Origin of the sequence: Herbaspirillum sp. (assembly GCF_035644555.1) — a bacterium.
Taxonomy (GTDB): Bacteria; Pseudomonadota; Gammaproteobacteria; order Burkholderiales; family Burkholderiaceae_D; genus Herbaspirillum.
This window is the reverse complement of sequence record NZ_DASQOH010000042.1, coordinates 43,959-56,730: the sequence shown is the minus strand read 5'-3', so window position 1 is coordinate 56,730 and position 12,772 is coordinate 43,959. Positions and strand designations below refer to the sequence as shown.

General features: G+C 64.4%; 14 protein-coding genes. 8 read left to right on the top strand and 6 right to left on the bottom strand.

The genetic code is table 11. From position 1 onward, the window contains the following. Positions 1–30: 30 nt before the first annotated feature. From queC to VE092_RS10375, 3 genes are all read right to left on the bottom strand, one after another. The gene (gene queC, locus VE092_RS10385; RefSeq protein WP_324876383.1) at positions 31–780 is read right to left on the bottom strand and encodes a 7-cyano-7-deazaguanine synthase QueC; all 750 of its coding nucleotides are present in this window, start codon (positions 778–780) and stop codon (positions 31–33) included. A 97-nt stretch (positions 781–877) separates the two neighbouring features. Then, the gene (locus VE092_RS10380) at positions 878–1,648 is read right to left on the bottom strand and encodes a DUF3108 domain-containing protein (RefSeq protein ID WP_324876381.1); all 771 of its coding nucleotides are present in this window, start codon (positions 1,646–1,648) and stop codon (positions 878–880) included. A gap of 163 nt (positions 1,649–1,811) precedes the next feature. Further along, positions 1,812–2,954, bottom strand: coding sequence for a DUF3108 domain-containing protein (locus tag VE092_RS10375; protein ID WP_324876379.1), 1,143 nt, complete (start codon positions 2,952–2,954; stop codon positions 1,812–1,814). Positions 2,955–3,077: 123 nt separating this feature from the next. Here VE092_RS10375 and VE092_RS10370 point away from each other — a divergent pair, with 123 nt between their 5' ends. From VE092_RS10370 to rfaE2, 4 genes are all read left to right on the top strand, one after another. Continuing rightward, the gene (locus VE092_RS10370) at positions 3,078–4,382 is read left to right on the top strand and encodes a branched-chain amino acid ABC transporter substrate-binding protein (protein WP_324876437.1); all 1,305 of its coding nucleotides are present in this window, start codon (positions 3,078–3,080) and stop codon (positions 4,380–4,382) included. A 29-nt stretch (positions 4,383–4,411) separates the two neighbouring features. Then, the gene (locus VE092_RS10365) at positions 4,412–5,302 is read left to right on the top strand and encodes a PhaM family polyhydroxyalkanoate granule multifunctional regulatory protein (RefSeq protein ID WP_324876377.1); all 891 of its coding nucleotides are present in this window, start codon (positions 4,412–4,414) and stop codon (positions 5,300–5,302) included. Between the two features lie 138 nt (positions 5,303–5,440). Beyond that, positions 5,441–6,295 (top strand): diiron oxygenase, encoded by an 855-nt coding sequence (locus tag VE092_RS10360; RefSeq protein WP_006461501.1) that lies wholly within the window; start codon positions 5,441–5,443, stop codon positions 6,293–6,295. 128 nt (positions 6,296–6,423) lie between these two features. After that, the gene (rfaE2, locus tag VE092_RS10355; RefSeq protein WP_324876435.1) at positions 6,424–6,906 is read left to right on the top strand and encodes a D-glycero-beta-D-manno-heptose 1-phosphate adenylyltransferase; all 483 of its coding nucleotides are present in this window, start codon (positions 6,424–6,426) and stop codon (positions 6,904–6,906) included. A 96-nt stretch (positions 6,907–7,002) separates the two neighbouring features. Here the strand turns inward: rfaE2 and VE092_RS10350 are convergent, their stop codons facing one another. Together VE092_RS10350 and VE092_RS10345 are read right to left on the bottom strand one after the other, a co-directional pair. Further along, the gene (locus VE092_RS10350) at positions 7,003–7,530 is read right to left on the bottom strand and encodes a copper chaperone PCu(A)C (RefSeq protein WP_324876374.1); all 528 of its coding nucleotides are present in this window, start codon (positions 7,528–7,530) and stop codon (positions 7,003–7,005) included. A gap of 98 nt (positions 7,531–7,628) precedes the next feature. Further along, on the bottom strand, positions 7,629–8,003 hold the full coding sequence (locus VE092_RS10345; protein ID WP_324876372.1) for a DUF2946 family protein: 375 nt from the start codon (positions 8,001–8,003) through the stop codon (positions 7,629–7,631). A gap of 244 nt (positions 8,004–8,247) precedes the next feature. Here VE092_RS10345 and VE092_RS10340 point away from each other — a divergent pair, with 244 nt between their 5' ends. The 4 genes from VE092_RS10340 (at position 8,248) to VE092_RS10325 (ending at position 12,160) form a co-directional block, all read left to right on the top strand. Beyond that, positions 8,248–9,228 (top strand): ABC transporter substrate-binding protein, encoded by a 981-nt coding sequence (locus tag VE092_RS10340; RefSeq protein ID WP_324876370.1) that lies wholly within the window; start codon positions 8,248–8,250, stop codon positions 9,226–9,228. Between the two features lie 141 nt (positions 9,229–9,369). Beyond that, positions 9,370–10,341: an ABC transporter substrate-binding protein gene (locus tag VE092_RS10335; RefSeq protein WP_324876368.1), complete on the top strand. Its 972-nt coding sequence runs from the start codon at positions 9,370–9,372 to the stop codon at positions 10,339–10,341. Between the two features lie 129 nt (positions 10,342–10,470). After that, the gene (locus VE092_RS10330; RefSeq protein ID WP_324876366.1) at positions 10,471–11,364 is read left to right on the top strand and encodes an ABC transporter permease; all 894 of its coding nucleotides are present in this window, start codon (positions 10,471–10,473) and stop codon (positions 11,362–11,364) included. Between the two features lies 1 nt (position 11,365). Continuing rightward, positions 11,366–12,160: an ABC transporter ATP-binding protein gene (locus tag VE092_RS10325; RefSeq protein WP_324876364.1), complete on the top strand. Its 795-nt coding sequence runs from the start codon at positions 11,366–11,368 to the stop codon at positions 12,158–12,160. Positions 12,161–12,231: 71 nt separating this feature from the next. Here VE092_RS10325 and VE092_RS10320 read toward each other — a convergent pair whose 3' ends face one another. Next, positions 12,232–12,714, bottom strand: coding sequence for a tRNA (cytidine(34)-2'-O)-methyltransferase (locus VE092_RS10320; RefSeq protein WP_006461509.1), 483 nt, complete (start codon positions 12,712–12,714; stop codon positions 12,232–12,234). Between the last annotated feature and the right edge of the window lie 58 nt (positions 12,715–12,772).

The following is a 12,772-nucleotide window of genomic DNA, read 5'->3' as shown; positions in this document are numbered from 1 at the left end:
TTCTTTTTGGAATGAGCCTATTGTGCCTGATCAGCCGGCCATTTTACCGGCCGCGGACTGCGCATATTGCTGGTAGCCGCGGGCGCGCAACGCGCAGGCCGGGCAACTGCCGCAGCCATGGCCCCAGTCATGCAGCTGGCCACGCTCGCCCAGGTAGCAGGTGTGGGTGTCGGTGCGGATCAGGTCCACCAGCGCCGCGCCGCCCAGCGATTCGGCCAGCGCCCAGGTCTCGGCCTTGTCGATCCACATCAGCGGTGTTTCCACCTTCAGCTGCGTGGCCATGCCCAGGTTGAGTGCCACCTGCAGGGCCTTCATGGTGTCGTCGCGGCAATCGGGGTAGCCGGAAAAATCGGTCTCGCACATGCCGCCCACCAGCACGTTCAGGCCGCGCCGGTAGGCCAGGGTGGCCGCCACCGTCATGAACAGCAGGTTGCGGCCGGGGACGAAGGTATTGGGCAGGCCATTGTCCTGCATGGTGATCTCGACGTCGCGGGTCAGGGCGGTGTCGGAAATCTTGCCGATCAGCGACAGGTCGATCATGTGGTCCTCGCCCAGTCGCGCCTGCCACTCGGGGGAGAAGGCGCGCATCTTTTCCAGCAGGGCCGGGCGCACTTCCAGTTCGATGGCGTGGCGCTGGCCATAGTCGAAACCGATGGTCTCTACCCGTGGATAGCGCGACAGCGCCCAGGCCAGGCAGGTGGTGGAATCCTGACCGCCGGAGAAAAGCACCAGGGCGCTCTGGGTGTTCAGGGTCGGGGCGATGGCTGCGGTATCGGGCATGGTCTTCTGGCTCTTGCGGGATGGGAGGCGAGGCAATGACGCGGGGCCTGGCGGCATCCCTGCCGGCCAGGCCCCGCGCCTTGCGTGAGCAGCTAGCTTAGTGGGTTTTGCTGACCGAATCCAGCACCTGCTCGATATAGTCGCCATTGGGATCGGTGAACTTCAGGCGCACCGGATACCATTCCATCTTCGGGGCCAGCCAGATATCGAGTTTCTGGGCCTGGTCGTCCGGCGGCGGGTTGCGGAACAGGTGCAGGGCCTCGGTTTCGCCCTGGGCGGTCTTGATCTTTTCGCGGCCGATCACCTTGAAGGTCCACTGCTCGGCATCACGCGGGCCTGCCACGAAGAACTTCCATTCCGAACCCGGCTTCATCTTCGCGGCATTGGCACGCGCGATGGCGACGAATTGCCAGGTGATGCCGGTGCGATCCTGCTCGCCACCCTGCAGCGGGAAACTCTCGCCGGATTCGGTAAAGGTGATCTTGTTCTGTTCACGGTTGAAGGTAGTGGTCGAGGGTTCGCGGCGCAGGCGCTTTTCCACGAAGCGGGCCGGGGCCAGGCCGTAGGCATCGATGGCGCCTTCGCTGCTGGTTTCCAGGATCTTGCCCAGCAGCATCGCGCGGGTCTCGGTGGTCACGCTGTAGGCGGTCTTGCTCTGGGTCCACTTGACCAAGCCCTCGCCCTTGAGGTCGAGGCCGCTCTGCTTGGCCTGGATGCTGTAGTGCAGCTCGGCCGAGGGCGGCAGGTTGAAGGGACGTTTTTCGACCGGATGCGGGCCGTCGGCGGCCAGCAGCGGAGCGCTGGCCAGCAGGCCAGCCAGGGTCAGGGCGGAAAATCGGGTCAGCAGGCGGAGGGGGAAACGGTTCATGGCGAGCTCTTCGTAAGGGGTCTCTATGGATGGGATCGGGCCACCGGCCCGATCCGTTGTCAGCGTTACGACTCCGATCAGCGGTGACGGTTCTGTCATTCCCGGGACGCAATTGTGCGCAATTGTTTCGGATTTTGACAGGACTTCGCGAATGCGGCAGGGCTCATGGCGGCGCGGCTTCGATTCCCGACAGCGACAGGTCGATGAAATCGCTGCCCTTGGTGGGCGGCTCGGTATAGCGCACCCGCACCGGGTACCACTCGTGCTGGGGAGCCAGCCAGATGTCGACGCGATCATCATAAGAGCCGGGTTTGGGCATACGCACCACATGCCAGGTGTGCAGCTCGCCGATGGGCAGCGTCAGGTCTTCCTCGCCCTGCACCTGCATGCGCCAGACCTCGCCATCGCGCACGCCCGCCACGAACATGTCGATCACCGCACCCGCCCGGAACTGTGCCGGGTCGCCGCGACCGATGGCAGCCAGTTGCCAGATCACGCTGCCGCGATCCTGTTCGCCGCCGCGTCGCGGATAGGTGGTGGTCGAGGCAGAAAAGCTGACCACGTTGCGCTCGCGGTTGAAGTGGGTGTTGGTGGCCGACTTGAAGCCGGTCTGCTCGGTGTACAGCTCCGGCGCCAGACCGCCCGCATCCAGATCGCCCTGGCTGGAGAAATTGAGCACGGTGAAGACCAGCACCTTGGCCTTGCCTTCGACGCGGTAGCGCTGGCCGTCGTTGTGCCAGGCGATGCTGCCGCGACCGTAGCTGGCCCGTCCATCCTTGGTGCCGGTGGCGTCGTAGCGCAGCAGTACGCTCGGTGGTGCGCTGGTCTGGTAGGACTTTCCGGGCGCATCGCTTTGGGCTTGGCCGCCCTCGGCACCGGCGCCCGCCGTTCCCTGGCCGTTGCCATCCGAGGTCTTGCCAGTGCCATCGTCCGATGCCGTGGCCGTCGCGGTGGCGGGCGTGGAGTGCGGCGCTTCCGGGGCGGGTGTATAGATGGGCTCGACGGTCTCCCGTATCGGTTCATCAGGCGGTTCGATGGAAGGCTCGCTGCGATGCGCCGGCGCGGCTTGACGACTGGCCGGCTTGGCTGCACGGGGTTGTGTCGGTCTGGGAACCGGCAGCGCCACCGGTTGTTCGGGGGGCGGCAGGGGGCGCAGTTCCACGGTCATGGCCTGTTCCTGCGTGGCGCCCGGCAGGATGATCTGGCGTCGCCCCCAGTCCACCAGCAGGGCGTGCAGCGCCAGGCTCAGTGCAATCAGCAGCAGCAGGCGCGGCCAGCGCCGGGGTGGGTGGGAAACTTCGCTCATGTGCACCAGTTTATCGGATCAGGCTGGCAGCGTCGTGGGGGCGGAGATCAAAAGAGCGGCCATTCAAACAACGTACAATGCGCGTTTGCGCCTTTGCACTGTTGACGCTATCTCTTTCGAATGATGAACCTGTCCTTGTCCTTCCGTCAGCTCTCCCTTGCGGCGCTGCTCGTGTCCTCGCTTTCACTGTCATTGCCGGCACATGCAGTGCAGGCCGCGCCCGCCTTGCCACCGGTGCGCATCGGCATGATCGATGGTCTTTCCGGCCCCTTCGCCAATGCCGGCGAGGCCGTGGTGCGCAATATCAGCTATGCCATCGAACGCGTCAATGCGCGGGGCGGCGTCAACCTGCCCGATGGCAGGCACCTGTTGCAGCTCTCCACCTTCGACAACAAGCTCGGTGTGGAAGACTCGCTGGTGCAATTGCGTCAGCTCACCGATGAGCGCATCCCCTTCCTGATCGAAGGTAACAGCTCGGCGGTGGCGGCAGCCCTGATCGATGCGGTCAACAAGCACAACCAGCGTGAACCGGATCGCCGCGTGCTGTTCCTGAACTATTCGGCGGTGGACCCGGCCCTGACCAATGAGAAATGCAGCTTCTGGCATTTCCGCTTCGACGCCAGCGCCGACATGCGCATGCAGGCCCTGACCGAGGCCATCAAGGCCGATCCGACGACCCGCAAGGTCTACCTGATCGGCCAGGACTACAGCTTCGGCCGCCAGGTGGCCAAGGCCGCCCGTGAACAACTGGCGGCCAAGCGCCCCGACATCGCCATCGTCGGTGATGAGCTGCACCCCATCGGCAAGATCAAGGATTTTGCCCCCTACATCGCCAAGATGCGCAGCGCCGGGGCGGACGCCGTCATCACCGGCAACTGGGGCAATGACCTGACCCTGCTGGTGAAGGCCGCGCGTGACGCCGGTTTCAAGGCCAAGTTCTATACCTTCTATGCCAACAGCCTGGGGGCTCCGGCAGCCATCGGCGAGGCCGGCGTGGGCGTGGTGCGGGCGGTGGCGGAGTGGCATCCGAATGCCGGCGGGAACCCTGGCTCGCCCAGCGATGCCTACTATCAGGAATTCCGCAAACGCTATCCCCAGCCCAAGGATGACTACCTTTACCTGCGCATGCAGGTCATGATCGAGATGCTGGTCAAGGCCATCGAAAAGGCCAGGAGCACCGATCCCAAGGCGGTTGCATATGCCCTGGAAGGCGCGCATTATCAGAACGCTTTCCACCAGGCCACGATGCGGGCCGAGGATCACCAGCTGATCCAGCCGCTGTACCTGATGCAGATGCAGCGTGCCGACAGCGGCGGCATCCGCTTCGACAATGAGGGCAGCGGTTACGGATTCCGCACCGAGCGCTTCATCCCGGCCGAGCAGACCGCACTGCCGAGCACCTGCCGGATGCAGCGCCCGCCGCGCTGACGACCAGAACACAACAACAGGAGCGATCAATGCTGAACCACGACAAGATGCCGGGCGCCGGCTCGGTAGGCGATACCATCGAATTCATGAAGAAGATGTGGAGCAGCATGGGCGCCCCGGCCATGGCCACGCCCTCGCTCTCGGTGGAGGACATCAACAAGAAGATCACCGATCTCAAGACCGTCGCTTCCTGGCTGGAGCTGAACCTGAACATGCTCAAGGCCACCATCCAGACCCTGGAAGTGCAGAGCGCCACTCTGTCCACCTTGCAGGCCATGAGCGCCATCATGGCCTCGCGCGGGACGCCGGCAGCCGAGGCGGCCGACGATCAGGTCGACGATGCCGAGCAGGAACCGGCGGCCGCACCGCCGTTCCCGTTCGGTTTCCCGTTGTGGCCGGGCGCGGCCCCCGCGGAGGCGGCATCGGAGGCGGCAGAAGCGGGCGAGGCGGCCACCCCGGAAGCGGAACCCGAGCCGGCCGTCGCCCAGGACAGCCCGCCCGACGCCGCGGCGGCGCCGCAGCCGCCCGAGGCCGGCAGCCCGGGGGCAGCCGATTTCCAGTCCGCCATCGCCAATCCCAATGCCTGGTGGAATGTGTTGCAGGAGCAATTCAAGCATGCTGTCGGCAATGCGCTGGCCGGCGCCCAGGCCGATCACGAGCCGCTGTTGAAGCCTGCCAAGGCGCCCAGGCCGGCCAAGCGTAGCGAAAATAAGACAGTGCCGCCGAAGTCCAAGGGCAGCCCCAAAGCCAAGCCGGCTGGCGCTCCCAAGGCAGGCAAGGTGGCCAAGGCGGCGCCCAGGAAGCCACCGGTCAAGAAAGCGCCGAAGAGCGCGGCAAATACGAGCGCCCCGGCCCGGACGGGTGTTGTACAATCCCGGCAAAACAAGAAGCCAGCCTCCCGCAAGCCAACCTCCCCCTGATCCTCGCCATGGCAATGCCTGGCCCTGGGCGCAGACGCGTCCGGCCAGCTGTCATATTGCTGAAACCTGAGCGTTTTAGTATGGATCAGGAAAATCTTGTTAAAATCAAACACTTAACGCATATAGGTCCCTACTGAGATGCTGTACCCAGAATTGTTCAAATCGCTAGAGCAGGTCCGTTGGAATATGGATAAGGATATTCCCTGGGACAAGTTCGACGCTTCCTTGCTCACCGACGAACAGGCGCAGACCATCCGCATGAATGCCATCACGGAATGGTCGGCACTGCCGGCGACTGAGATGTTCCTGCGCGACAATCGCGGGGACAGCGATTTTTCGGCATTCATGTCGGTATGGTTCTTCGAGGAACAGAAGCACTCGCTGGTGCTGATGGAATACCTGCGCCGTTTCCGTCCGGACATGTGCCCGACCGAAGAAGAACTGCACAACGTGCGTTTCGAGTTTGATCCCGCCCCGCCGCTGGAAACCCTGATGCTGCACTTCTGCGGCGAGATCCGCCTGAACCACTGGTACCGCTGCGCCGCCGACTGGCACACCGAACCGGTCATCAAGCAGATCTACAAGATCATCAGCCAGGATGAAGCCCGCCACGGTGGCGCCTATCTGCGCTACATGAAGAAGGCCCTGAACGAAGTGGGCGACAAGGCCCGCGCGGCCTTCGCCAAGATCGGTGTCTTGATGGCATCGGCCCGCCGCACCGAGAAGCCGCTGCACCCGACCAACCTGCACGTGAACCAGGCATTGTTCCCCAACGACACCGTGCAAAGCCGCCTGCCCGATCCGGAATGGCTGGAACGCTGGCTGGACAACCAGATCAAGTTCGACGGCGAATGGGAAAAGAAGGTCGTGGACCGCATCCTGCACAACATGTCGCTGCTGTTCGAACGTACCTTCAGCAACGTCCAGGAGCTGAACCGCTACCGCAAGGAAGTGACCCAGCGCATCCTGCCGGCGGGCGCTGCCGCAGCCTGAGCGCCGCTGCAGCACACCGGGTAGCACAGGCAGTACAATCGCAAGCCGCAACCGAGGTTGCGGCTTTTTTCATGGGACGCGCCGCGTTCCGTTCCGATCCACCCCACAGTCCACACCAGCCCACCACCATGGCCGATTTCGAATCCAAACTCTGCACCCGCGAAGAACTCAAGGCCCGCGTGGCCCAACTGCCCAAGCCGGTGGTGATGACCAATGGCGTGTTCGATATCCTGCATCGCGGCCACGTAACCTACCTGGCGCAGGCCCGCGCCCAGGGCGCCTCGCTGGTGGTGGCGGCCAATACCGACGCCTCGGTCAAGCGCCTGGGCAAGGGCGATGACCGTCCCATCAATACCTGCGAAGACCGCATGGCGGTGCTGGCCGCACTGGAATCGGTGGCGCTGGTGGTGCCCTTCGACGAAGACACGGCGCTGGAAGCCGTGCAGGAAGCGCATCCGGATATCTACGTCAAAGGCGGCGACTACGACATGCACGCCATCCCCGAAGGCCAGGCGGTGGCGGCCTATGGCGGCCAGGTGCTGGCGATCGCCTTCGAACATGACCGTTCCACCAGCAAGCTGCTGGCCAAGGTGCGCAAGCTGGCGGGCTGAACACGCCGCTGGGCACCGCCAACGACAAGGCCGGCAGGGGCATCGCCCGCTGCCGGCCTTGTGGTTTCAGAGCATGGCCCGTCGGGCCGGGCCTGCTCAGTGGTGCATATGGCCCTTCATGTCGCCCTTCATGTCCTTCATGTCATCCTTGGCGCCGGCCGCGGCCGGGTCCTGGACGTTGACGGTGACCTCGATCTTGCCGGCCTTCTCGAAGGTCAGCGTGAGCGGCAGCTTTTCGCCCGCCTGCAGTGGCTTGGACAGGCCCATGAGCATGATGTGGTAGCCATTGCCCGGCTGCATGGCGATCTTCTGGCCGGGTTTGATCTCCAGCCCGCCATCGACTTCCCGCATCTTCATCAGATTGCCTTCCATGGCCATGGTATGGATTTCGCCGCTCTTGGAGACCGGTGAAGAAACCCCCACCAGGCGGTCCGCGGCGGCACCCTTGTTTTCGATGCTCAGGTAGGCGCCTGCTGCCGGCTGGCCGGGAACGGTGGCGCGGGCGTAGGGATGGCCGATTTCCAGCTGGCCCAGCTTGTAGTCATGTGCCTGCGACAGCGGAGCGAAGGCCAGCAGGGCGGCAGTGAGCGCCAGGGTGGCGCCGCGTTGGAAGAAATGTTGCATATTGTTTGGTCCTTTTTCAAATCCTGATCGGACGGGCTGCCTCGACCTTCGATGGCATGGCCCGTGAGGGTAAGCATGTGCATGTCCGGAAATACCGATCAGGCCGGCGGCGCTCGCGCCTGTGCGGCGCCCGGCGCCGGGCTGGGCGGGCGCCCGGTGGGGGAGAAGCGCGCCAGCGGATAGCTGATGCCCGGCAGCGCGCCAGTGGGGAAGGACGCGGCGGGCGGGGCTGCCGCATGCTGGCCGCTGCAGCACAGCGGGCAGTGACCGGCGGCCAGATGCGCCGGGCTGCCGCCGCTGCCGCCGCCCACGCTGCAGATGGCCATGGCCGGTGCTTCGCGGGCGCTACGTGCCAGCGCCTGCTGCCACCAGGGCGTGGCCACCATGGCCAGCACCATCCACAGGCTGGCCCACGCGCGCAGCCGGGGACGGCGACGGGAGGCGGGCAGCGACGGGAAGAGGCGCGAGGACATGGGCGGAGATTATAGCAATCGTTGACTTGTGACCTGCAGTGTCGCCGCGATCAGGCAAAGTGCGCACAGACGAATGCGAGTGTTCGCCCGGGCGCGCGTAGCCCGCCCCCAGGCTGGGCCGGCGGTGACCTTCACCGCGCAGAGATATGCGCCGTTGCAAATTGATTGTTCACATCCGCTACGCTAGACTTACCGTCTTTTCGGGTTTTCGGTTAATCCATCCATATTTTTCTAGGGAGACTGCATGTCCTACCACCACAAGCTGACGCTGCGCGCCATGGTCGCCGCCCTGTCCCTGGCCGCTGTCTGCGCAGCGCCGGCCATGGCTGCCGACAAGTCGGTGGCGGTGACCGCCATCGTTGAACACCCGGCCCTGGATGCCGTGCGTGACGGCGTGAAGGACGAGTTGAAGGAAGAAGGCTTCGAAGCCGGCAAGAACCTGAAGTGGGAATACCAGAGCGCCCAGGGCAACACCGGCACCGCCGCCCAGATCGCCCGCAAGTTCGTCGGTGACAAGCCCGATGTCATCGTCGCTATCGCCACCCCGTCGGCCCAGGCCCTGGTGGCCGCCACCAAGAGCATCCCGGTGGTCTATTCCGGCGTGACCGACCCGGTCGCGGCCCAACTGGTGAAGGACTGGAAGGCCTCCGGCACCAACGTCACGGGCGTGTCCGACCTGCTGGAACTGGACAAGCAGATCGACCTGATCAAGCGGGTGGTGCCCAACGCCAAGCGCGTGGGCATGGTCTACAACCCGGGCGAAGCCAACTCCGCCGTGGTGGTCAAGGCCCTCAAGGAGCTGCTGGCCAAGTCCAACATGACCCTGGTGGAAGCCGCTGCACCGCGCTCGGTGGACGTCGGTTCGGCCGCCAAGAGCCTGATCGGCAAGGTCGACGTGATCTATACCAACACCGACAACAACGTGGTCTCGGCCTATGAGGCGCTGGTCAAGGTCGGCAACGACGCCAAGATCCCGCTGGTAGCTTCCGACACCGACAGCGTCAAGCGTGGCGCCATCGCCGCCCTGGGCGTGAACTACTACGACCTGGGTCGCCAGACCGGCAAGGTGGTCGGCCGCATCCTCAAGGGCGAAAAGCCGGGCGACATTCCCTCGGCCACCAGCAGCAAGCTGGAACTGTTCGTCAACACCGCTGCCGCCCAGAAGCAAGGCGTCACGCTCGCTCCGGAACTGGTGAATTCGGCCAAGACCGTGATCAAGCAATAAACAAGTAACCCGTCGATCCCGCTGCAAGGCGGGATCGGCGTTTCAAGCGAAGCCAGCAGCCTTCGATCTATCTACATACCTACAGGAGGCCCGGCCACCATCATGCCGAGGCGCCGACCACCAACGAATGAGGAGATGAACATGTTTGCCCTGTCCCAATCCCTGCGCGCCATCGCTGGCGCGCTGGCGCTGAGTGCCGTGTGCGCGTCGGCCCTGGCTGCCGAGAAAGTGGTAGCCATTACGTCCTTCGTCGAACACCCGGCGCTGGATGCCGTGCGCGACGGCACCAAGGACGAACTGATCGCCGAAGGCTTCGAGCCCGGCAAGAACCTGAAGTGGGATTTCCAGAGCGCCCAGGCCAATGCCGGTACCGCCGGCCAGATCGCCAAGAAGTTCGTCGGTGACAATCCCGACGTGATCGTGGCCATCGGGACCCCGTCGGCGCAACCGATGGTGGCCGCCACCAAGACCATCCCCATCGTCTATTCGGCCATCGCCGATCCCATGGCCGCCCAGCTGGTGAAGGACTGGAAGCCGTCCGGCACCAACGTTACCGGCCTGTCGCACATGCTGGACCCGGTCAAGCAGGTCGAGGTGATCAAGCGCGTGGTGCCCGAGGCCAAGCGCGTCGGAGTGGTTTACAATCCCGGCGAAGCCAATTCCGTGTCGGCCCTGAACAACCTCAAGGGCGAACTGCAGAAGGCCGGCTTCACCCTGGTGGAAGCCGCCGCACCGCGCTCGGTGGACGTGGCCCCCGCTGCCAAGAGCCTGATCGGCAAGATCGACGTGATGTACACCACCACCGACAACAACGTGGTCTCGGTCTTCGAATCGCTGGCCAAGGTCTGCAACGATGCCAAGATCCCGCTGATCGCTTCCGATACCGGCAGCGTCAAGCGTGGCGCCGTGGCGGCGCTGGGCGTGAACTTCTACGATATGGGCCGCCAGACCGGCAAGGTCGTGGCACGTATCCTGAAGGGCGAGAAGGCCGGCGAGATCGCCTCTTCGCCCGTCAAGAACCTGGAACTCTATGTCAATACCTCGGCGGCGCAAAAGCAGGGCGTGACCCTGTCGCCGGAGTTCCTGAAGTCGGCCACCAAGGTGCTCAACTAAGCCCTTCCGACGGTTCGGACATGCACCGCTGGCGGCTGCCCACCCCAGCAGTTGTCGGCGTAACACAGAAAACATTCGGCATGACTTAACACGTCGTGCCGGATGTGTTTTTTTTATGAAAGCCCTTTTATGTCACTGTATACCCTCTTGGGCGCCCTGGAGATCGGTCTGATCTTCAGTCTGGTCGCCCTCGGAGTGCTGATTTCCTTCCGCATTCTGGTCTTTCCCGACTTGACCGTCGATGGCAGCTTCCCGCTCGGCGGCGCGGTCGCGGCGACCATGATCGCGGCCGGCTACAACCCCTTCCTGTCCACCTTCATTGCGCTGCTGGCGGGCGCCCTGGCCGGCTTCACCACCGCCTGGCTGAACGTGCGGCTGAAGATCATGGACCTGCTGGCCAGCATCCTGATGATGATCGCGCTGTACTCGATCAACCTGCGCGTGATGGGCAAGCCCAACGTGCCGCTGATCTCGGAGCCGACCATCTTCACCATCCTGCAGCCGGCCTCGATCCCCGACTACGTCGCCCGGCCGCTGATCCTGCTGGTGGTGGTGATCGGCGCCAAGCTGCTGCTGGACTGGTTCTTCTCCTCCGAAATCGGCCTGGCCATGCGCGCCACTGGCGCCAACGCCCGCATGGCGCGCGCCCAGGGCATCGCCACCGGTCGCGCCACCCTGGCCGGCATGGCGCTGGCCAACTCCCTGGTGGCCTTGGCCGGTGCGCTGTTCGCGCAGACCCAGGGCGGCTCCGACATCTCCATGGGGATCGGCACCATCGTCATCGGCCTGGCGGCCGTGATCATCGGTGAGAACATCCTGCCGGCGCGCCGTCTGGTGTGGACCACCCTGGCGGTGATCCTGGGCGCGATCCTGTATCGCTTCTTCATCGCCCTGGCGCTCAACAGCGACTTCATCGGCCTGCAAGCGCAGGACTTGAACCTGGTGACCGCCGTGCTGGTGATGCTGGCGCTGGTGCTGCCCATGGGCAAGCGCAAGCTCAAACTGCTGCGAAAGGGGGCCTGAGATGCTGAAAGCCACCGATCTCAAGATCACCTTCAATCCCGGTACCCCCATCGAGAACCCGGCCCTGCGCGGCCTCTCGCTGGAAATCCCGACCGGCCAGTTCGTGGCCGTGATCGGTTCCAACGGTGCCGGCAAGTCCACTTTCCTCAATGCCATCTCCGGTGACCTGCTGGTCGATAGCGGCAAGATCGAGATCGACAGCACCGATGTCACCCGCAAGCAGGCGTGGGACCGTGCCGGTCTGGTGGCGCGTGTCTTCCAGGACCCGATGGCCGGCACCTGCGAAGCGCTGACCATCGAAGAAAACATGGCCCTGGCCATGGCGCGTGGTCGTCGTCGCGGCTTCAACTTCGCCATTCGCGGCAAGATGCGCGAGCTGTTCCGCGAGAAGCTTTCCATCCTCAACCTGGGTCTGGAGAATCGCCTGGCCGACCGCATCGGTCTGCTCTCCGGCGGCCAGCGCCAGGCAGTGAGCCTGCTGATGGCGTCGCTGCAACCCTCGCGTATCCTGCTGCTGGACGAGCACACTGCCGCGCTGGACCCCAAGACCGCTGCCTTCGTTCTGGAGCTGACCGCCAAGATCGTCGCCGAGAGCAAGCTGACCACCATGATGGTGACCCACAGCATGCGCCAGGCGCTGGACTACGGCGACCGCACCGTGATGCTGCACCAGGGTCGCGTGGTGCTGGACGTCTCCGGGCCGGAACGCGCCGGGCTGGACGTGCCGGACCTGCTGAAGATGTTCGAGCAGACGCGCGGAGAGAAACTTTCCGACGATGCCCTGCTGCTGGGGTGATCCTCAGCCATCTGACGCTGCAAAAGAAAACGGCTCCCTCGGGAGCCGTTTTTCATGAGCGCGAGCGCTAATCAGCTACCGCCGTCATAGCCATTCTGCCGCCAGGCCTCATAGACCACCACCGCCACCGTATTGGACAGGTTGATGCTGCGATTGCCCGGGCGCATCGGCAGGCGGATGCGTTGCGTCGTGGGGAAGGATTCGCGCCGCTCCGGCGCCAGTCCCCGCGTTTCGGAGCCGAAGACGAAGGTGTCGCCAGGACGGAAGGCCAGCCCCGCGAAAGGCGTCGAGCCATGGGTGGTCATGGCGAACATGCGGGTTTCATCGAACTGCGGGTCCTCGCGCCGGTGCGCCAGGAAGCTGTCCCAGTCGGGGTGCACCTGCATGTTGGCGTATTCGTGATAGTCCAGCCCGGCGCGCCGCATCTTGGCATCGTCCAGCGGGAAGCCGAGCGGCTCGACCAGATGCAGTTGTGCGCCGGTATTGGCGCACAGGCGGATGATGTTGCCGGTATTGGGAGGGATCTCCGGCTCGACCAGGACGACGTGGAACAAAAGACTCTCCTGCGGGAAAAATGGGACAAGCAATAAAAGGAATAAGTGAGCCGACCCC

What these genes read in the sequence shown, in the direction of transcription:
- queC (WP_324876383.1), bottom strand. Translation starts at nt 780, where the DNA reads ATGCCCGATACCGCAGCCATCGCCCCGACCCTGAACACCCAGAGCGCC.
- VE092_RS10380 (WP_324876381.1), bottom strand. Translation starts at nt 1,648, where the DNA reads ATGAACCGTTTCCCCCTCCGCCTGCTGACCCGATTTTCCGCCCTGACC.
- VE092_RS10375 (WP_324876379.1), bottom strand. Translation starts at nt 2,954, where the DNA reads ATGAGCGAAGTTTCCCACCCACCCCGGCGCTGGCCGCGCCTGCTGCTG.
- VE092_RS10370 (WP_324876437.1), top strand. Translation starts at nt 3,078, where the DNA reads ATGAACCTGTCCTTGTCCTTCCGTCAGCTCTCCCTTGCGGCGCTGCTC.
- VE092_RS10365 (WP_324876377.1), top strand. Translation starts at nt 4,412, where the DNA reads ATGCTGAACCACGACAAGATGCCGGGCGCCGGCTCGGTAGGCGATACC.
- VE092_RS10360 (WP_006461501.1), top strand. Translation starts at nt 5,441, where the DNA reads ATGCTGTACCCAGAATTGTTCAAATCGCTAGAGCAGGTCCGTTGGAAT.
- rfaE2 (WP_324876435.1), top strand. Translation starts at nt 6,424, where the DNA reads ATGGCCGATTTCGAATCCAAACTCTGCACCCGCGAAGAACTCAAGGCC.
- VE092_RS10350 (WP_324876374.1), bottom strand. Translation starts at nt 7,530, where the DNA reads ATGCAACATTTCTTCCAACGCGGCGCCACCCTGGCGCTCACTGCCGCC.
- VE092_RS10345 (WP_324876372.1), bottom strand. Translation starts at nt 8,003, where the DNA reads ATGTCCTCGCGCCTCTTCCCGTCGCTGCCCGCCTCCCGTCGCCGTCCC.
- VE092_RS10340 (WP_324876370.1), top strand. Translation starts at nt 8,248, where the DNA reads ATGTCCTACCACCACAAGCTGACGCTGCGCGCCATGGTCGCCGCCCTG.
- VE092_RS10335 (WP_324876368.1), top strand. Translation starts at nt 9,370, where the DNA reads ATGTTTGCCCTGTCCCAATCCCTGCGCGCCATCGCTGGCGCGCTGGCG.
- VE092_RS10330 (WP_324876366.1), top strand. Translation starts at nt 10,471, where the DNA reads ATGTCACTGTATACCCTCTTGGGCGCCCTGGAGATCGGTCTGATCTTC.
- VE092_RS10325 (WP_324876364.1), top strand. Translation starts at nt 11,366, where the DNA reads ATGCTGAAAGCCACCGATCTCAAGATCACCTTCAATCCCGGTACCCCC.